Below are 18,904 nucleotides of genomic sequence, written 5' to 3'. Positions count from 1 at the left end.
GGTAGGGCTTTGATTGATGTAAATAACTTTCATTACATGAAGATAGGTCTCGCTTCACCTGAAAAAATCCGTTCATGGAGCTTTGGTGAAGTTAAAAAGCCGGAAACAATTAACTACCGTACATTAAAACCTGAAAGAGATGGTTTATTCTGTGAGAAGATTTTCGGTCCTACAAAAGACTGGGAATGTAGCTGTGGTAAATATAAACGTGTCAGATATAAAGGAATGGTCTGTGACCGTTGTGGCGTAGAGGTTACTAAATCTAAAGTACGTCGTGAACGTATGGGCCACATTGAACTTGCAGCACCTGTATCTCATATCTGGTACTTCAAAGGCATTCCAAGCCGTATGGGCTTATTGCTAGATATCTCTCCTCGTTCTCTTGAAGAAGTCATCTACTTTGCATCTTATGTTGTTGTAGATCCAGGTCCGACTGGTCTTGAGAAGAAATCATTGCTATCTGAACGCGAATACCGTGAGTATTATGATAAATACCCTGGTCAGTTCACAGCGAAGATGGGTGCTGAAGCTATCAAGGATCTTCTTACTTCAATCGATCTTGATGCAGAACTTAAAACGCTTCGTGAAGAATTAGAATCAGCAACAGGACAACGTTTAACGAGAGCAATCAAACGTCTTGAAGTGGTTGAGTCATTCCGTAACTCAGGAAATGATCCATCATGGATGATTTTAGATGTTCTACCGATTATTCCACCGGAAATCCGTCCGATGGTTCAACTTGACGGTGGACGTTTTGCGACAAGTGACTTGAACGATTTATATCGTCGTGTCATCAACCGTAACAACCGTCTGAAACGTTTACTTGACTTAGGTGCTCCTGGTATCATCGTTCAGAATGAAAAACGTATGCTGCAGGAAGCAGTTGATGCACTCATTGATAATGGTCGTCGTGGCCGTCCGGTAACAGGACCAGGTAACCGTCCTTTGAAATCACTGTCTCATATGCTGAAAGGTAAGCAAGGTCGTTTCCGTCAGAACTTACTTGGTAAACGTGTTGACTACTCTGGTCGTTCAGTTATCGTCGTAGGTCCTAACCTTAAAATGTATCAATGTGGTCTTCCTAAAGAGATGGCGCTTGAACTCTTCAAGCCGTTCGTTATGAAAGAACTCGTTGAACGTGAAATCGCAACAAACATCAAGAACGCAAAAGGTAAAATTGAACGTATGGATGCAGAAGTATGGGACGTTCTAGAAGACGTTATCCGTGAACATCCGGTTCTGTTAAACCGTGCACCGACGCTTCACAGATTAGGTATTCAGGCCTTCGAACCGACACTTGTTGAAGGACGTGCAATCCGTCTTCATCCGCTTGTAACAACTGCTTACAATGCCGATTTCGATGGTGACCAGATGGCCGTTCACGTACCATTATCTAAAGAAGCACAGGCTGAAGCACGTATGCTGATGCTCGCTGCACAGAACATCCTGAACCCTAAAGATGGTAAACCAGTTGTTACACCATCTCAAGATATGGTCTTAGGTAACTATTACTTAACGCTTGAACGTAAAGGTTCTATCGGAGAAGGTAAGATTTTCAAAGATACGAACGAAGTGATTATGGCTTACACAAATGGCTATGTTCATCTGCATTCACGTATTGCAGTGAGCGCAGGCGCGTTCAACAACCCGACGTTCACAGAAGAACAGAATTCAAAACTTCTTGTGACAACGGTCGGTAAAGTCATCTTCAATGAAATCATGCCGGAATCATTCCCTTACATCAATGAGCCGACATTATCAAACCTTGAAGAAGAAACACCAGATCATTACTTCATCAAAGCAACTGATTTATCCGAAGAAGGACTGCTGAAGTATTTAGAAAATACTCCCCTAGTCAAACCATTCAACAAGAAGTTCTTAGGACAGGTTATTGCTGAAGTATTCAATAAGTTCCACTTTACAGATACATCAACAATGCTTGATAGAATGAAAGACTTAGGATTCAAATATTCTTCACGTGCAGGTATCACAGTAGGTGTATCTGATATCGTCGTATTACCTGACAAACAGGAAATTATCGGCGCAGCTGAAGAAAAAGTTGATAAAGTAACGAAACAGTTCACACGTGGTCTGATTACTGAAAGCGAACGTTATGCAGCAGTCATCGATATCTGGACGAAAGCGAAAGACGAAATCCAGGCGAAACTGATGAACTCACTTGATAACTTGAACCCGATCTTCATGATGAGTGACTCAGGTGCCCGTGGTAACGCATCTAACTTTACGCAGCTTGCGGGTATGCGTGGACTGATGGCTAACCCGGCTGGTCGTATCATCGAGTTACCGATCAAATCTTCATTCCGTGAAGGTCTGACAGTACTTGAATACTTCATCTCAACTCACGGTGCGCGTAAAGGTCTTGCCGATACAGCACTTAAGACAGCTGACTCAGGTTACTTGACTCGTCGTCTTGTTGACGTGGCGCAGGATGTCATCGTCCGCGAAGCAGACTGTGGCACAGATAGAGGGTTACCTGTCTCTGCAATCAAAGAAGGTTCAGAGCTGATTGAACCGTTCATTGAACGTCTTGAAGGTCGTTACTCTCGCGAGACATTGCGTCATCCTGAAACGAAAGAAATTTTAGTGAGTGCTAACGAGCTGATCACAGCTGAAATCGCTAAAAATATCGTCGATGCAGGAATTGAAGAAATGCACATCCGTTCAGCATTCACATGTAACACACGTCATGGTGTCTGTGAAAAATGTTACGGTAAAAACCTGGCAACAGGTGAAAAAGTTGAAGTCGGCGAAGCAGTCGGTACAATCGCTGCTCAGTCTATCGGTGAACCAGGTACACAGCTTACAATGCGTACATTCCATACAGGTGGGGTAGCCGGAGCCGATATCACACAAGGTTTACCGCGTATTCAGGAGCTATTCGAAGCGCGTAATCCGAAAGGTCAGGCGATCATCTCTGAAATCAATGGTGAAGTCATTGAAATCAACATCGTCAAAGACCGCATGCAGGAAATCAAAGTCAAAGGTGAAAACGAAGTACGTCCGTACCTCGCACCTGCAACTGCTAGACTGAAAGTAGAAGTCGGCACGAAAGTCAGCCGCGGTGAAGTCATGACTGAAGGTTCAATTGAACCGAAAGAATTACTTGCTGTAGCAGGACTGAATGCGACTCAAAGCTACCTGCTTAAAGAAGTACAGAAAGTTTACCGTATGCAAGGGGTAGAAATTTCTGATAAACACGTTGAAGTCATGGTACGTCAGATGTTACGTAAAGTCCGCATCATTGAAGCAGGCGATACGAAATTATTACCGGGTGCACTTGTTGATATTCACGTATTCACAGATGCAAACCGCGAAGTATTCAAAAACAGAAAACGTCCAGCGACAGCGAAACCAGTCTTACTGGGTATTACTAAAGCATCACTTGAAACAGAAAGTTTCTTATCTGCTGCATCATTCCAGGAAACAACTCGTGTGTTAACGGATGCTGCGATTAAAGGTAAACGTGATGACTTACTCGGACTTAAAGAGAACGTTATTATCGGTAAATTGATTCCAGCAGGTACTGGTATGAGACGCTATTCAGGCGTTGAATACGAAAAAGGTAAGCCGGAATTTGAACCGGAAGAAGCATTTGTAACAGAATAATGATATTGACGGATCCTAGCTGGATCCGTCCTTATTATTTATTCATATATTGTTGACACGCCTCTTAAATGGTGTTAGAATAATTAAGGTTGATGAAGAAGCGCTTTGGAGGATTTTATGTCTAATGAAAAAGTACATTCTAATCAATATGTAGTGGGTCTTAAGGAAACCCTTAAGGCGTTAAAAGATCATCAGGCTGCATCACTTGTGATTGCCAAGGATGTTCAGATCCACTTATTAACCGATGTGCTGTTATTAGCACAGGAGCAACATGTTCCAATTGCATTCAGTGAGTCTCGTCTTGAGCTCGGTAATCAGTTCGGAATTCAAGTGAAGGCGATGATCGCTGCTTACTTGAAAGATGGTTTGTAAGCCATTATTCTTACAAAATTTTTATTTACCCAAAAAATGAACCACCTGGATGTGTGGAATTAAAGACCAGAGAGGAGGACAATTAAAATGCCTACTATTAACCAATTAGTTAAGAAGCCTCGTACTTCAAAAATTAAAAAATCAACTGCACCTGCATTGAACAAAGGTTACAACAGTCATAAGAAAAAAGCTACAGATGTTGCATCTCCACAAAAACGTGGTGTTTGTACTCGTGTAGGTACAATGACTCCTAAAAAACCTAACTCAGCGTTACGTAAATATGCACGTGTGCGTTTATCAAATAATATCGAAGTTAATGCTTACATTCCTGGTATCGGCCACAACTTACAAGAACACAGTGTTGTACTTATTCGTGGTGGACGTGTAAAAGATTTACCAGGGGTACGTTACCACATCGTTCGTGGTGCGTTAGATACTTCAGGTGTTGACGGTCGTATGCAAAGCCGTTCATTATACGGTGCTAAAAAACCTAAAGCTAAAAAATAATATTTCATTTATGTAAATATTACTGTCCCGCTAGACACTAAATCAGCAAACAAATATACTGTGGAAGGAGGATATTATTCATGCCTCGTAAAGGACCTGTTGCAAAAAGAGACGTATTACCGGATCCGATTCATAACTCAAAATTGGTTACTAAATTAATCAACAAAATTATGATCGATGGTAAACGTGGTACTGCTCAAAAAATTCTTTATTCAGCGTTCGATTTAGTTCAAGAACGTTCAGGTCGTGATGCTATGGAAGTTTTCGAAGAAGCTATCAATAACATCATGCCTGTATTAGAAGTTAAAGCTCGCCGTGTCGGTGGTTCTAACTACCAAGTACCTGTAGAAGTACGCGCTGAGCGTCGTACAACTTTAGGATTACGCTGGTTAGTTAACTACTCACGTCTTCGTGGTGAAAAAACTATGGAAGAGCGTTTAGCTAATGAAATCCTGGATGCTGCTAACAACACTGGTGGTGCTGTTAAAAAGCGTGAAGATACTCACAAAATGGCAGAAGCAAATAAAGCATTTGCTCACTACCGTTGGTAAGATGAAAGTAACCAATCGCAGCAGGGGCTTAGGTTCCTGCATGCCATTGGTCTCTTTCTAAATATAAACACAATTCCTGGAAGGAGAAAGAATACCCATGACAAGAGAATTCTCTTTGAAGAACACTCGTAATATCGGTATCATGGCTCACATCGATGCTGGTAAAACGACGACTACTGAACGTATTCTTTATTATACTGGCCGTATCCATAAGATCGGTGAAACGCACGAAGGTGCTTCACAGATGGACTGGATGGAGCAAGAGCAAGAACGTGGGATCACGATCACTTCAGCTGCAACAACAGCTCAGTGGAATGGTCACCGTATCAACATCATCGATACACCAGGACACGTAGACTTCACTGTTGAAGTTGAACGTTCACTTCGTGTACTTGATGGTGCTGTTACTGTACTTGATGCTCAATCAGGTGTAGAACCACAGACTGAAACTGTATGGCGTCAGGCGACAACATACGGCGTACCTCGTATTGTATTCATCAACAAGATGGATAAAACAGGTGCAGACTTCGATTACTCTGTTGGAACACTTCACGACAGATTACAAGCTAATGCTCACCCAATTCAAATGCCTATCGGTGCTGAAGATGACTTCAATGCAATCATTGATTTAGTTGAAATGAAACTTCACACGTATACAAATGACTTAGGTACTGACATTGAAGTAACTGAAGTTCCTGAAGAATTCCTGGCAGATGCTGAAGCAAAGCGTGAAGCTTTAATCGAAGCAGTTGCAGACTTTAACGAAGAGTTAATGGAAAAATACCTTGGTGGTGAAGAAATCAGTGCTGCTGAACTGAAAGCGGCTATCCGTCAAGCAACTTGTGACGTTGAATTCTTCCCAGTGTTAGCAGGTACTGCTTTCAAAAATAAAGGTGTTCAATTAATGCTTGATGCAGCAATTGATTACTTACCATCACCACTTGATGTTAAACCAATCGTCGGACATTCTGCAGATGATGAAGAAGAAGAAATCGTAGCTAAACCGGATGATTCAGAACCATTTGCAGCACTTGCATTTAAAGTTATGACTGATCCGTTCGTTGGTAAATTAACATTCTTCCGCGTTTACTCAGGTACTCTGAACTCAGGTTCATACGTACAGAACGCAACGAAAGGTAAACGTGAACGTGTAGGACGTATCCTGCAGATGCACGCTAACTCTCGTGAAGAGATCTCTTCAGTTTACTCTGGAGATATCGCAGCAGCAGTAGGTCTTAAAGATACAACGACTGGTGATACACTTTGTGATGAAAAGACTCAAGTAATCCTTGAATCTATGGAATTCCCAGAGCCAGTTATCCACTTGTCAGTTGAACCTAAGTCTAAAGCTGACCAAGACAAAATGACTAACGCTCTTGTAAAATTACAAGAAGAAGATCCAACATTCCATGCGCATACTGATCCTGAAACAGGACAAGTTATCATCGGTGGTATGGGTGAGCTTCACTTAGACATTTTAGTTGACCGTATGAAACGTGAATTTAAAGTTGAATGTACAGTTGGGGCGCCAATGGTATCTTACCGTGAAACGTTCAAATCAGCTGCGCGCGTTCAAGGTAAATTCTCTCGTCAATCAGGTGGTCGTGGTCAGTACGGTGATGTTCACATTGAGTTCGAACCTAACGAAGTAGGTGGCGGTTTTGAATTCGAAAACGCTATCGTCGGTGGGGTAGTTCCTCGTGAATATATTCCTTCTGTAGAAGCAGGTCTTAAAGACTCAATGGAAAACGGTGTTCTTGCCGGCTATCCATTAATCGATGTTAAAGCTCGTTTAGTCGACGGTTCTTATCATGATGTCGATTCATCTGAGATGGCCTTTAAAGTAGCAGCATCACTTGCACTTAAAGAAGCTGCTAAAAAATGTGATCCAATCATCCTTGAACCTATGATGAAGGTAGAAATCGTAATGCCTGAAGAATACATGGGAGATATTATGGGTGACGTAACAAGCCGTCGTGGACGTGTAGAAGGTATGGAAGCTCGTGGTAACGCTCAAGTTGTTCGTGCATTCGTTCCTCTTGCAGAAATGTTCGGTTACGCAACAAACTTACGTTCTAACACACAAGGTCGCGGAACTTACTCAATGGTATTCGATCATTACGAAGAAGTACCAAAATCAATTTCTGAAGAAATCATCAAGAAAAATAAAGGACAATAATTCCTTTAATCAACTCTAATTGATTTTTCCAATGAAATGCTTTATAACAGAGTTATAGCTTTACCTCATGAGGGTGAGAATCTCTCATGAGATCTAATATACTTATATTCTAAGGAGAGATTTCAAAATGGCTAAAGAAAAATTCGACCGCTCGAAAACTCATGCCAATATCGGCACAATTGGTCACGTTGACCATGGTAAAACAACTTTAACAGCTGCTATCGCAACTGTATTAGCAAAAAAATTAGGTGGGGAAGCGCGTTCATACGATCAAATCGATAACGCTCCTGAAGAAAAAGAACGTGGTATCACGATCAATACTTCACACATCGAGTACGAAACTGAAGCACGTCACTACGCACACGTAGACTGCCCAGGACACGCTGACTATGTTAAAAACATGATCACTGGTGCTGCTCAAATGGACGGCGGTATCTTAGTAGTATCTGCTGCTGACGGCCCAATGCCACAAACTCGTGAGCACATCCTGTTATCACGTAACGTTGGTGTTCCAGCATTAGTAGTATTCTTAAACAAAGTTGACATGGTTGACGATGAAGAATTATTAGAATTAGTAGAAATGGAAGTTCGTGACTTATTATCTGAATATGACTTCCCAGGCGACGATGTACCTGTAATCGCTGGATCTGCTTTAAAAGCATTAGAAGGCGTTGAAGAATATGAAGATAAAATCATGGAACTGATGAACGCAGTTGATGAGTACATCCCAACTCCAGAACGTGATTCTGAAAAACCATTCATGATGCCAGTTGAGGACGTATTCTCAATCACTGGTCGTGGTACAGTAGCTACAGGACGTGTTGAGCGTGGACAAGTTAAAGTCGGTGAAGAAGTTGAAATCATTGGTTTAACTGAAGAACCATCTAAAACAACTGTAACTGGTGTTGAAATGTTCCGTAAATTATTGGATTACGCTGAAGCTGGTGACAACATCGGTGCGTTACTTCGTGGGGTTGCTCGTGAAGACGTACAACGTGGTCAAGTATTAGCTAAACCAGGAACTATCACTCCACATACTAAATTCAAAGCTGAAGTTTACGTATTATCAAAAGAAGAGGGTGGACGTCACACTCCATTCTTCACTAACTACCGTCCACAGTTCTACTTCCGTACAACTGACGTAACTGGCGTAGTTAACTTACCAGAAGGTACTGAAATGGTAATGCCTGGCGATAACATCGAAATGGACGTTGAATTAATCTCACCAATCGCGATCGAAGACGGTACTCGTTTCTCTATCCGTGAAGGTGGACGTACAGTTGGATCAGGTGTTGTATCTGTAATCGAAAAATAATTCATACTAAATGAATTTTAAAAACCTATGAGGGACGCCTCATAGGTTTTTTTGTTATATATTTTTATAACTTATTCAGTCAGTTGTCAGTGTAGTGATATTCTGGACAATCTTCAAAAACATTTCTACGCCATGTATAAGGCCATCTTCATCCAGATCGAACTTCGGATGATGGTGAGAATAGTGAGCACCGATGGATTCGTTCTTGACGCCTGTATAGAAATAAGTGCCTGGCTTTTCCTGTAGATAATAGCTGAAATCTTCTCCACCGAGTGAAGCCGGCTGAATAATGACTTCTGTACCATCGATGTCTTCTGCTAATGACTTTGCCCAATTTGTTTCACGTTCAGGGTTGAAAAGCGCCGGATAGCCATCTGTATAGTCGAGCGTGATTGAGACATGATAGCCGATTTCAACTGATCTAATCAAATCGTTCATACGTTCTTTGATCATCGCTTTCACTTCCGGCAGGTATGTTCTGATTGTGCCAGATAAGTAAGCCGTGTCTGCGATAACATTGAATGCGGTTCCGGACTTAAATTCTCCGACTGTCACAACTGCTGTGTCCATCGGATTCGTTGACCGGGAGATGATGGTCTGAAACTGAGTAATCAGGCTGCTCGCCGCAATAATGGCGTCTCGTGTTTCGTGAGGTGCAGCCCCGTGACCGCCTTTTCCCTGTATATGAATCTTAAATGCATCGGCATTGGCATAGGCGGGACCCGGACAAAAACCAATGGTTCCAACTGGAATATAGCTCGCTGTATGTGTTCCGAAGACGTAGTCCACTCCGTCAAGTGCACCTGCTTCTATCATTGACTTCGCACCGCCCGGCAGTACTTCTTCAGCATGCTGATGAATGAGTACAACGTTTCCTGCCAGTTCTTCTTCGTGCTGCTTTAATATTTTAGCTGTAATCAAAAGCATCGCTGTGTGACCATCATGACCACACGCATGCATGACGCCAGGGACTTTGGATTTGTAAAGAACATCCTTCTCGTCCTGAATCGGCAGTGCATCGAAGTCTGCACGTAGACCGACAGTCGGTCCGGGTTTCCCACCGTTGATAAAGCCGAGAACACCATTGCCTCCGACATCGCGTTTCACAGGTATATCGAGTGCTTCTAAATAATCTGCGATATAGTTCTTTGTCTGTTCCTCCTGAAATGATAATTCCGGATGTTCATGCAGAAATCGTCTGATCTGAATCAATTCTTCTTTGTATTGTTCGACTTCATTTAACCAGCTCATCGTACTCCTCCTTCAAAGAAATCTTCTGTCGCCTGCAGAAAGATTTTCACTGCATTCAGCATCCCTTTTTCATCAATATCGAACTTCGGATGATGATGAGGAAAATCAGCTTTAAGATGTTCATTCTTAGTTCCTGTATAGAAGAAAGCACCAGGAACACGTTCTAAGTAATAGGAGAAATCTTCTCCGCCAAGTGCCGGCTCAATCTCAACTAATGATTCCACACTATCAATTTTTTCAGCAGCACTGATAATTAAATCTGTTTCATTTTTTGTGTTCACTACTGGCGGATAACCTTTTAAATATTTCAAGTCATAAGTGACACCTGTCGTCGTCACAAGACCGTCCAGACATTTCTTCAGTTCGTCAATCATATGCTGCTGGGTTGCTGTATCGAATGTGCGGATGGTGCCACCGATTTTCGCAGTATCGGGAATGACGTTTGTCTGATCGCCTGCCTGGAACATAGTAATGGACAAGACGGCAGGAGTCGTCGGATTGGTCTTTCTTGAAACGATATACTGAAGATCGTTGCATAAACGGATACCAGCGGCAACGGGGTCTAGTGTTGTATCTGGATGTGCCGCATGACCGCCTTTACCTTGCAGTGTGATCCAGAAATCGTCAGGAATTCCTGTCACAGTGCCGTACCGGTAACCGACTGTACCCACTGGGATGCTGCTTGAGACGTGCTGACCGATAATCGCATCGACACCTCGTAAGCAGTTATCTGCGACCATCTGGATGGCGCCGCCTGGATCCACTTCTTCGGCATGCTGATGAATGAAGACGACGTTCCCGTTCAACTGTTCGCGGTGTTCGCTTAGGATTTTAGCGGTGATCAGCAGCACAGCGGTATGTGCATCGTGTCCGCAGGCGTGCATCACACCTGGAACAGTGGATTGATAAGGCACTTCTTTTTCGTCCTGAATCGGCAGTGCATCAAAGTCAGCACGGATAGCAAGGGTTGGTAAATCGGGATCTTTAATCATACGACCGACAACTCCACGTCCACCGACACCTGTTTCTACTTCAATGCCGAGCGCTGTTAAATAGTCGGCGATATACTGAGGTGTCTTCTCTTCTTGAAAGCTCAGTTCCGGATGCATATGGAGGTGACGTCTGATGTCAATCAGTTCTTCGTATAGCGAATCTGCTAAGTTACTGAGCATTGATGACACCTTCCTCTTCTAGTATTGCGAGAAACATCGTAAGTGTTGTAGTCATTGCATCTTCGTCCAAATCAAACATTGGATGATGATGAGGAGCTGTCGTCTGCTTATCCTTATTACCTGAACCAGTCAGGAAGAAAGCACCCGGTTTCTGGAGTAAATAATAAGAGAAGTCTTCACCGATCATCATCGGCGGTGCATCTGCAAAGTCGAGACCTGCACGCGCAGCTGCACGTTTGATGACTTCATAGCCCTCTTCAGGATTGATGACTGCAGGATAGCCTTTCACATAGTTCAAGTCATAGGTGATACCTTTAGACACTGCGAGACCTTTGAGTTCGTTTTCAAGTGCGGTGCTGATAAGTTTCTGTACTTCTGGTTCAAATGTACGGACTGTTCCTGAGCAGGTTGCACGATCGCTGATGACATTAAATGTATTGCCGGCTTCTACTTTACCGATTGTCAGGACACCGGCATCAATCGGATTGACATTTCGTGCAATAATCGTCTGGATGTTCATAATAAACTCTGCCATAACAACCACTGCATCAATCGTCATGTGAGGCTTTGCACCGTGACCTCCACGACCGTAAATTGTGACATCGAACATATCAGGACTTGCCATCAATGGACCTTTGGCGGAGTGGATGGTATGCGTCTCAAACTGGCTCCAGAAATGATTGCCGTAGACTGCATCAACGCCTTCAAGCGCCCCGTCACTGATCATTGGCGCGGCACCTCCTGGAGCAATTTCTTCAGCGAATTGAAAGAGCAGCACGACACTGCCGGCTAGTTCATCATGGTGCTGAGAGAGAATGGTTGCGAGGCTGAGCAGCGTTGACGTATGACCGTCGTGACCACAGGCGTGCATCACACCGGGGACAGTCGACTTGTAAGGCACCTCTTTCTCATCCTGAATCGGCAAAGCATCAAAATCTGCTCGAAAAGCGATAGTCGGGCCCGTACCGCCTGAAATTTTAGCGACGATTCCTTTGCCTCCAACCTCCTCACGCACTTGGACGTGACGTAGTGACTTTAAATGGCTGAGAATATATTGATATGTCTCTGTTTCGTGGAACGATAATTCAGGATGCATATGTAAGTATCTTCTGCGTTCTACAAGTGACGACTGTTCTGCTGAAGCGAGCTGTGAAATATTCATTGAATCCCTCCTGATACGACTTATTCTTCGATTTTATCAGACATTTCAGTATAATTAAATAGGATGATTTTTATGTTATGATAGAGAAAAAGGGAGAAGGAGCCTGATTATGTCTAAAGTATTGAATGATTTTTTAACAGCTAATTTAAATGAACTGAAGGAAAATGGTCTATATAATGAAATCAACGTTGTTCAGGGTGCTAACGGTCCTAAAATCAAAATTGATGGCAAAGAACTGATCAACTTATCTTCTAACAACTATTTAGGACTTGCGACTAATGATCGTCTGAAAAAAGCAGCGAAAGAGACCATTGATTCTCACGGTGTCGGTGCGGGCGCTGTTCGTACGATCAACGGAACGCTCGATGTCCATATGGCACTTGAAAAGAAGATCGCAGAATTTAAAGGAACTGAAGCGGCTATTGCGTTTCAATCAGGCTTCAACTGTAATATGGGAGCGATCAGCGCAGTCATGAACAAAGAAGACGCGATTCTGTCTGACGAATTGAATCATGCATCAATCATTGATGGCTGCCGCTTGTCTAAAGCGAAGATTATCCGCGTGAAACACTCAGATATGGAAGATTTACGCGCTAAAGCGCAAGAAGCAGTAGAATCAGGACAGTACAAAAAAATTATGTATATCACTGACGGCGTCTTCTCGATGGACGGCGATGTTGCGTTATTACCTGAAATCGCTAAAATTGCTGAAGAATTCAACCTTATCACCTATGTCGATGATGCACATGGCTCAGGCGTCATGGGGAAAGGTGCTGGAACTGTTAAACACTTCGGCCTGCAAGATAAAATTGACTTCCAGATGGGCACATTGTCTAAAGCGATCGGTGTTGTCGGTGGTTATGTAGCAGGTACTCAGGAACTCATCGACTGGCTCAAAGTAGCAGGACGTCCATTCTTATTCTCCACATCACTCACACCTGGAGATTCAGCAGCAATCACTGAAGCCATTGATATCTTGATGGAATCAACAGAACTTCACGATAAGCTCTGGGAGAACGGTGACTACTTGAAAAAAGGTCTCAAAGAGCTTGGCTTTGATATTGGACATTCAGAAACACCGATCACACCATGTATTATCGGTGACGAGAAGACAACTCAGGAATTCTCTAAACGTCTGATGGAAGAGGGCGTCTACGCTAAATCAATCGTCTTCCCGACAGTACCAAAAGGAACTGGACGAGTCAGAAATATGCCGACAGCAGCGCATACGACAGAAATGCTCGACGAAGCACTTGCTGCTTACGCTAAAGTCGGTCGTGAACTGAATATCATCAAGTAATCATGAACACCGCATATTAGAGGCGGTGTTTTCTTACGATGTACAAATGCTGATGAAAGCGTTAAAATAATAGTGAAAACAATGATTATGTACACTGTCAGAAGACAGATGTCATTATAAGGAGTATGAAGTATGAAGAGAATTATGATAACGGGTGCTTTAGGCCAAATTGGCACAGAGCTGACAATGAAATTGCGCGAAATCTATGGAACAGACAATGTACTGGCAACAGATTTACGTCGTCCGGAAGAAGATAGCATCATCCTGCAAGGACCATTTGAAGAGCTGAACGTGATGGATGCTGAGAGAATGGAAGCTATTGCTGACACATTCAAACCTGATACGATGATGCATATGGCTGCTCTTTTAAGTGCGACAGCAGAGAAAAACCCTGTATTTGCCTGGAATTTAAACATGGGTGGTTTATTAAATGCACTGGAAGTTGCACGTAAACACAAGATGCAGTTTTTTACGCCAAGCTCAATCGGTGCGTTCGGTCCGACAACACCAAAAGACAACACACCACAGCTGACGATTCAACGACCGACGACAATGTACGGTGTCAACAAAGTCGCAGGTGAATTATTATGTGACTATTACTATCACAGTTTCGGAGTCGATACACGTTCAGTCCGTTTCCCTGGTCTTATCTCACATGTCAAGGAACCTGGCGGCGGTACGACTGACTACGCGGTTGAAATTTACTTCAAAGCAGTGCGCGAAGGCCGTTATGACAGCTACATCGATAAAGGAACATTCATGGATATGATGTATATGGATGATGCGATTGACTGTATTATCCAGCTGATGGAAGCAGATGCTGATAAATTATTGACACGTAATGCGTTCAACGTCACAGCGATGAGTGTTGACCCGGAAGCAGTCGCTGCGAGCATCCGGAAGTTCATGCCTGACTTTGAACTTGGCTATGACGTTGATCCAGTCCGTCAAGCCATTGCCGACAGCTGGCCGAACTCCATCGATGCAACAGAGGCGAAGGAACAGTGGGGCTTCAGTCCGAAATTCGATCTTGATACGATGACAGAAACTATGCTTGAAGCGATCAAAGCTAAATAATTATAATAGACCACCGCGGTGGTCTATTTTTTTGTCTTTCAAATCAAATAGCGCATATAATAATTGAAATTTTCTAACAATTTATTGCATCACATTTTCATTATGTTATACTAACATACATTAAACCTTTAAAGGACGTGTGAATATGACTCATCAACTAAAAGTAATTGAAAGAAAACAACTACAGGAAAAACCTGATCCTGCGACACTCGGTTTCGGTACATTATTCACTGATTATATGTTTTCGATGGATTATGACCCGGAACTCGGCTGGCATGATGCAGTCATATTACCTTATCAGAACATTGAGTTGTCACCTGCTGCTCAGGTACTCCATTATGGTCAAGCAGTATTTGAAGGAATGAAAGCATACCGTACTGGAGATAACGTCCGACTGTTCAGACCAGATGAAAACTTTAAACGAATGAACAAATCAAACGCCCGGTTAAACATGCCGGAAGTAGATGTTGATTTTATGGTAGATGCGCTTACTCAGCTCGTAAAACTGGAAAAAGAATGGATTCCAACAGGTGAAGGGCAATCTCTCTATATCCGACCGTTCATCATAGCGACTGAAGCCTATTTGGGGGTACGTGCAGCAACGCATTACAAATTAATGATTATTCTATCTCCGGTTGGTGCTTATTACGGCAGTGATCACTTGGCAGCGACGAAGATTTATGTGGAAGATGAATATGTCCGTGCGGTCCGTGGCGGCGTTGGTTTTGCGAAAGCTGCCGGCAATTATGCAGCAAGCTTGATGGCGCAGACACGGGCAACAGAACTGGGCTACGACCAGGTGCTGTGGCTTGACGGAGTAGAGCAGCGTTACGTCGAAGAAGTCGGCAGCATGAATATTTTCTTTGTGATTGACGGTACAGTCGTCACACCGGAACTAAATGGCAGTATCCTGCCGGGTATTACCCGGAAATCCATTATCGAGTTAGCTCAGCATCTCGGATATACCGTTGAAGAACGTCGTATTTCAATTGATGACGTGTTTGAAGCATCAGCCTCAGGAACATTACAGGAAATTTTCGGTTCGGGAACTGCTGCAGTCATCGCTCCTGTTGGATCGATTAAGTACAGAGACCAGGAGATTGAAGTGAATGATAGTAAAGTGGGACCGATTACGCTCGACTTGTACAATCATTTTACTGCGATTCAGAACGGAACTGAAGAAGATCCCTTTGACTGGTGTGTAAAACTTTAATTTAAAGGAGTAATGCCTATGGTAGAAAAAATGATAACTCGTGAATATTTATTTACTAGAATGGAAAAAGGAGCAGCAGGTATTTCAGCAGCCATCTTGGTTTCTTTAGGAATTGGTTTGCTGCTGAAATCAATTGGCGGACTAGTGGGACTGGACATTTTAGTAACTATCGGAACAGTAGCCACTTTACTGATGGCACCCGCGCTTGGTGGAGCTATTGCACATAGTTTAGGGGCTAACGGTCTGACGGTTGTTTCTGCAATAATTGCAGCAACTATCGGTGCAAGCGCAGTTGAGTCTGCCGGTGAAATCTTTACTTTGAAGACCGGAGAACCGATCGCTGCAATACTTGCCGCTATTATTGCGACCTATGCAGGTAAGAAAGTCACAGGAAGAACATTCCTTGACTTAATGGCAGTCCCGCTCGCAGCTGTACTGTCAGGTGGAATAGCCGGTTATTATTTATCAAAAGTGATTGCTCCTGCACTTGTAGCCATCTCAAAAGCCATCACATCTTCCGTTGATGGACATCCATTACTCGCGTCAGTTGTTATTGCAGTGGTCTTCGCGATTCTAGTGATGACACCAGCTTCCAGCGCAGCACTTGCAGTCGCATTACAGCTTGATCCTCATGCAAGCGCAGCAGCCCTTGTTGGTATTACAGCACAGTTTGTTGGTTTCACAGCTATTAGTCTTCGGGAAAATGATTTAGGAGGCTTCCTCGCTCAGTTTATCTGTACGCCGAAAGTCCAGTTCCCGAATATCGTCAGAAACCCAAATATATTAATAGCGCCGCTTGTCGGTGCCGCTGTTGCCGGACCAGTTGCAGTGCTTATCTTTAACCTCGGCGTTCCTTTTGCTATTGCAGGTCTTGGACTGTGCGGCTTAATTGCACCGATACAGATTATGACGGAACAAGGCGGCGGCGTGTTCCTGAACTATATCATCTCTGGAATGGTTGTACCACTGCTAGTGACACTCGCTGTACATTTCCTTATCGTAAGAAGAGCAAAACTTGTGAAAACAGGGGACCTTGCACTGGAAGTCAATTAATGTCCCGGGAAATTTTATAGTATTATTTTCTTTTTTATCAATGACTCAGTACAATAGTGGTATTCAAACAGAAGAGGTGGAGTCATGGTAAAGTTGATTGTATTTGATAAAGACGGCACATTAATGGAGCTCGGCAGCGTTATTGTTAAGCTGGCGGACGACTTGATCAATGAATTTTCATCGAGATCGAATGTCCATGTCCCGAAGTCAGAAATTAAAGATGCATTTGGAATGGTCGATGATAAGCTTGATATGGTGATGAAATCAAACACTGCTAAAAGCATTGTTAACCGATTGCGCGTACTGCCGAACGGTGATAAAATGGCTGACTGGACACTCGGTGAGATGGAGCATTTATCAACAGATAATGAAGTTGATGATATTGAAATCATTACAGGCGTACCGGAAACACTAAAGCAGTTGAAAGAACGTGGATACAAGCTTGCCATCGTTTCAGCGGATGATACATTATCGATGGATCTGTTTGTTGATAAATATGAGCTGCGTGATTATTTCGATTTGATTGTCACAAGTGATAACTCTGTTCATCAGAAACCACAGAAAGGTCTGATGGATGAGATACTTGAGAAACTTGAAGTCACGCGTGAGGAAACCCTCATGGTCGGTGATACAGAGATGGATATCATGCTCGGCAGGAACAGCAGCGTCTATAAAACGGTCGGCGTGTTAAGTGGTTCTGGAGATAGACAAGATTTAAGAGATGCTGATATCGTGCTGGACAGCGTCGCAGATTTAATCGACAACGAGATACTTGAGTAATTAAGAGTAATCAAAAGAAGTGGCGCGTAAATCCAGTTTACGCGCCACTTTTATTATCTTTGCTGAGATTTTCTATGTTCTTCGATGACACGACCGATTTTCTCAATCACTGGGTCTAATGTGTCGATGTTCTCAAATACATCGTACTCATCGATATGAATTCTGATTACGGGGCAGGCATTGAAGCCGTCTATCCATTTTTCATAGCGTTCAAATAATGCCCGCCAGTATAGTTCGTCTGTTTCAATCTCCATCTGACGTCCGCGCTCCGTAATTCTCCGCAGCACAGCTTCGTAGTCGCACTCCAGATAAATCAGGCAGTCTGGTTTCGGGAAATAGGGCGTCATAACCATCGCTTCATAGAGCTGTCGATATGTCTCAAAATCTTCCGGAGACATTGTACCGCCTTCTTCATGCATTTTCGCAAAAATATCAACGTCCTCGTAAATAGAGCGGTCCTGGATAAAGCCGCCGCCATATTCGAACATGCGTTTCTGTTCCTTGAAACGTTCAGCAAGGAAATAGATCTGCAGATGGAAACTCCAGCGGTCAAAATCATTATAAAATTTTTCGAGATACGGGTTGTTGTCTACTTTTTCAAAAGATGTTCTGAAGCTTAGTTTTTCTGCTAAAGCTTTTGTCAGTGACGATTTGCCGACTCCGACGGTTCCTGCAATGGTGATGACTGCATCGTTTGGTATTTTATACATGTTGTTCTCCGATCACTGTGTTTATTTGGTTTAGTATATGGATATAATCTGCTTCGTTATGGACGAAATCAAGGTGGGTCGTGTCGATGCACAAGCTGTTATCATCCGCCATCTGTTCACATATGCGGTTATAATCATCTGTCAATGTCAACAGGTAATCATCTGTGATTGATGCCTCAAATTCACGGTTCCGCATAGCAATGCGTCTTTTTAGCACTGGCAAATCTGCTGTCAAAAACAAGGTAATATCCGGCTGACGCAGTTCAGATGTCATGACATCATAGATTTTTTCAAACATACCATATTCCTTGTCATTCAATGTATTACGCGCGAAGATCTTATTTTTCATAATATGGTAGTCGCTGACGATGTTCTTATCACCTAGGTCACTGATCTGCTTATAACGGTTGCATAGGAAAAACATCTCTGTCTGAAAACTCCATTTATCGATATCATCATAAAAATCGCTCAGAAAAGGGTTTTCTTCGACAATTTCGTACAATGTATCCATATTTAAAGTGTCAGCAAGTTTTCTTGCGAGAGAACTCTTGCCGACACCGATCGGTCCTTCAATTGCAATATATACTGTCATGATTTTCTCCCGTAGTGATAAAATGTATATGTTATTGTATCAC

General features: G+C 43.0%; 16 protein-coding genes. 11 read left to right on the top strand and 5 right to left on the bottom strand.

Annotated features, from left to right (window positions below):
• The first annotated feature begins 9 nt into the window (after window positions 1-9).
• The 6 genes from rpoC (at window position 10) to tuf (ending at window position 8,551) form a co-directional block, all read left to right on the top strand.
• A complete protein-coding gene (gene rpoC, locus ERX29_RS05325) occupies window positions 10-3,627 on the top strand; it encodes a DNA-directed RNA polymerase subunit beta' (protein ID WP_133443663.1) in 3,618 nt (1,205 codons plus the stop codon).
• Between the two features lie 117 nt (window positions 3,628-3,744).
• Window positions 3,745-3,999, top strand: coding sequence for a ribosomal L7Ae/L30e/S12e/Gadd45 family protein (locus ERX29_RS05320; RefSeq protein ID WP_133443662.1), 255 nt, complete (start codon window positions 3,745-3,747; stop codon window positions 3,997-3,999).
• Between the two features lie 87 nt (window positions 4,000-4,086).
• Window positions 4,087-4,506, top strand: coding sequence for a 30S ribosomal protein S12 (rpsL, locus tag ERX29_RS05315; RefSeq protein WP_133418110.1), 420 nt, complete (start codon window positions 4,087-4,089; stop codon window positions 4,504-4,506).
• An 80-nt stretch (window positions 4,507-4,586) separates the two neighbouring features.
• A complete protein-coding gene (gene rpsG / locus ERX29_RS05310; RefSeq protein WP_133443661.1) occupies window positions 4,587-5,057 on the top strand; it encodes a 30S ribosomal protein S7 in 471 nt (156 codons plus the stop codon).
• A gap of 97 nt (window positions 5,058-5,154) precedes the next feature.
• Entirely contained in the window at window positions 5,155-7,236 is a 2,082-nt protein-coding gene (fusA, locus tag ERX29_RS05305) for an elongation factor G (RefSeq protein ID WP_133443660.1), read from the top strand.
• Between the two features lie 127 nt (window positions 7,237-7,363).
• On the top strand, window positions 7,364-8,551 hold the full coding sequence (gene tuf, locus ERX29_RS05300) for an elongation factor Tu (RefSeq protein ID WP_133443659.1): 1,188 nt from the start codon (window positions 7,364-7,366) through the stop codon (window positions 8,549-8,551).
• A gap of 75 nt (window positions 8,552-8,626) precedes the next feature.
• Here the strand turns inward: tuf and ERX29_RS05295 are convergent, their stop codons facing one another.
• The 3 genes from ERX29_RS05295 to ERX29_RS05285 are packed head-to-tail and all read right to left on the bottom strand — an operon-like array spanning window position 8,627 to window position 12,136.
• Entirely contained in the window at window positions 8,627-9,802 is a 1,176-nt protein-coding gene (locus ERX29_RS05295; RefSeq protein WP_133443658.1) for an amidohydrolase, read from the bottom strand.
• Window positions 9,799-10,974 (bottom strand): amidohydrolase, encoded by a 1,176-nt coding sequence (locus ERX29_RS05290; RefSeq protein WP_133443657.1) that lies wholly within the window; start codon window positions 10,972-10,974, stop codon window positions 9,799-9,801. Before ERX29_RS05290 ends, ERX29_RS05295 begins: the two co-directional genes overlap by 4 nt.
• Entirely contained in the window at window positions 10,964-12,136 is a 1,173-nt protein-coding gene (locus tag ERX29_RS05285) for an amidohydrolase (protein WP_133443656.1), read from the bottom strand. Before ERX29_RS05285 ends, ERX29_RS05290 begins: the two co-directional genes overlap by 11 nt.
• A gap of 109 nt (window positions 12,137-12,245) precedes the next feature.
• On the opposite strand from ERX29_RS05285, the gene ERX29_RS05280 reads away from it, so the two are divergent.
• The 5 genes from ERX29_RS05280 (at window position 12,246) to ERX29_RS05260 (ending at window position 17,559) form a co-directional block, all read left to right on the top strand.
• Window positions 12,246-13,436 (top strand): glycine C-acetyltransferase, encoded by a 1,191-nt coding sequence (locus ERX29_RS05280; protein WP_133443655.1) that lies wholly within the window; start codon window positions 12,246-12,248, stop codon window positions 13,434-13,436.
• 132 nt (window positions 13,437-13,568) lie between these two features.
• Window positions 13,569-14,513, top strand: coding sequence for an L-threonine 3-dehydrogenase (locus ERX29_RS05275; RefSeq protein WP_133443654.1), 945 nt, complete (start codon window positions 13,569-13,571; stop codon window positions 14,511-14,513).
• Between the two features lie 145 nt (window positions 14,514-14,658).
• The gene (locus ERX29_RS05270) at window positions 14,659-15,726 is read left to right on the top strand and encodes a branched-chain amino acid aminotransferase (RefSeq protein WP_133443653.1); all 1,068 of its coding nucleotides are present in this window, start codon (window positions 14,659-14,661) and stop codon (window positions 15,724-15,726) included.
• 18 nt (window positions 15,727-15,744) lie between these two features.
• Window positions 15,745-16,779 carry a PTS sugar transporter subunit IIC gene (locus tag ERX29_RS05265; RefSeq protein WP_243719984.1) on the top strand — a complete coding sequence of 345 codons (1,035 nt, stop codon included), beginning with the start codon at window positions 15,745-15,747 and terminating at the stop codon, window positions 16,777-16,779.
• Between the two features lie 84 nt (window positions 16,780-16,863).
• Entirely contained in the window at window positions 16,864-17,559 is a 696-nt protein-coding gene (locus tag ERX29_RS05260; protein ID WP_133443651.1) for an HAD family hydrolase, read from the top strand.
• A 53-nt stretch (window positions 17,560-17,612) separates the two neighbouring features.
• Here the strand turns inward: ERX29_RS05260 and ERX29_RS05255 are convergent, their stop codons facing one another.
• The gene (locus ERX29_RS05255; protein ID WP_133443650.1) at window positions 17,613-18,269 is read right to left on the bottom strand and encodes a deoxynucleoside kinase; all 657 of its coding nucleotides are present in this window, start codon (window positions 18,267-18,269) and stop codon (window positions 17,613-17,615) included.
• Window positions 18,262-18,861 carry a deoxynucleoside kinase gene (locus ERX29_RS05250; RefSeq protein ID WP_424960625.1) on the bottom strand — a complete coding sequence of 200 codons (600 nt, stop codon included), beginning with the start codon at window positions 18,859-18,861 and terminating at the stop codon, window positions 18,262-18,264. Before ERX29_RS05250 ends, ERX29_RS05255 begins: the two co-directional genes overlap by 8 nt.
• Window positions 18,862-18,904: the final 43 nt, after the last annotated feature.

This window comes from Macrococcus lamae (genome assembly GCF_004359545.1).
GTDB classification, from domain to species: Bacteria; Bacillota; Bacilli; order Staphylococcales; family Staphylococcaceae; genus Macrococcus; species Macrococcus lamae.
This window is presented reverse-complemented; position numbering and strand designations above follow the sequence as displayed.

What these genes read in the sequence shown, in the direction of transcription:
- ERX29_RS05320 (WP_133443662.1), top strand. Translation starts at nt 3,745, where the DNA reads ATGTCTAATGAAAAAGTACATTCTAATCAATATGTAGTGGGTCTTAAG.
- rpsL (WP_133418110.1), top strand. Translation starts at nt 4,087, where the DNA reads ATGCCTACTATTAACCAATTAGTTAAGAAGCCTCGTACTTCAAAAATT.
- rpsG (WP_133443661.1), top strand. Translation starts at nt 4,587, where the DNA reads ATGCCTCGTAAAGGACCTGTTGCAAAAAGAGACGTATTACCGGATCCG.
- fusA (WP_133443660.1), top strand. Translation starts at nt 5,155, where the DNA reads ATGACAAGAGAATTCTCTTTGAAGAACACTCGTAATATCGGTATCATG.
- tuf (WP_133443659.1), top strand. Translation starts at nt 7,364, where the DNA reads ATGGCTAAAGAAAAATTCGACCGCTCGAAAACTCATGCCAATATCGGC.
- ERX29_RS05295 (WP_133443658.1), bottom strand. Translation starts at nt 9,802, where the DNA reads ATGAGCTGGTTAAATGAAGTCGAACAATACAAAGAAGAATTGATTCAG.
- ERX29_RS05290 (WP_133443657.1), bottom strand. Translation starts at nt 10,974, where the DNA reads ATGCTCAGTAACTTAGCAGATTCGCTATACGAAGAACTGATTGACATC.
- ERX29_RS05285 (WP_133443656.1), bottom strand. Translation starts at nt 12,136, where the DNA reads ATGAATATTTCACAGCTCGCTTCAGCAGAACAGTCGTCACTTGTAGAA.
- ERX29_RS05280 (WP_133443655.1), top strand. Translation starts at nt 12,246, where the DNA reads ATGTCTAAAGTATTGAATGATTTTTTAACAGCTAATTTAAATGAACTG.
- ERX29_RS05275 (WP_133443654.1), top strand. Translation starts at nt 13,569, where the DNA reads ATGAAGAGAATTATGATAACGGGTGCTTTAGGCCAAATTGGCACAGAG.
- ERX29_RS05270 (WP_133443653.1), top strand. Translation starts at nt 14,659, where the DNA reads ATGACTCATCAACTAAAAGTAATTGAAAGAAAACAACTACAGGAAAAA.
- ERX29_RS05265 (WP_243719984.1), top strand. Translation starts at nt 15,745, where the DNA reads ATGGTAGAAAAAATGATAACTCGTGAATATTTATTTACTAGAATGGAA.
- ERX29_RS05260 (WP_133443651.1), top strand. Translation starts at nt 16,864, where the DNA reads ATGGTAAAGTTGATTGTATTTGATAAAGACGGCACATTAATGGAGCTC.
- ERX29_RS05255 (WP_133443650.1), bottom strand. Translation starts at nt 18,269, where the DNA reads ATGTATAAAATACCAAACGATGCAGTCATCACCATTGCAGGAACCGTC.
- ERX29_RS05250 (WP_424960625.1), bottom strand. Translation starts at nt 18,861, where the DNA reads ATGACAGTATATATTGCAATTGAAGGACCGATCGGTGTCGGCAAGAGT.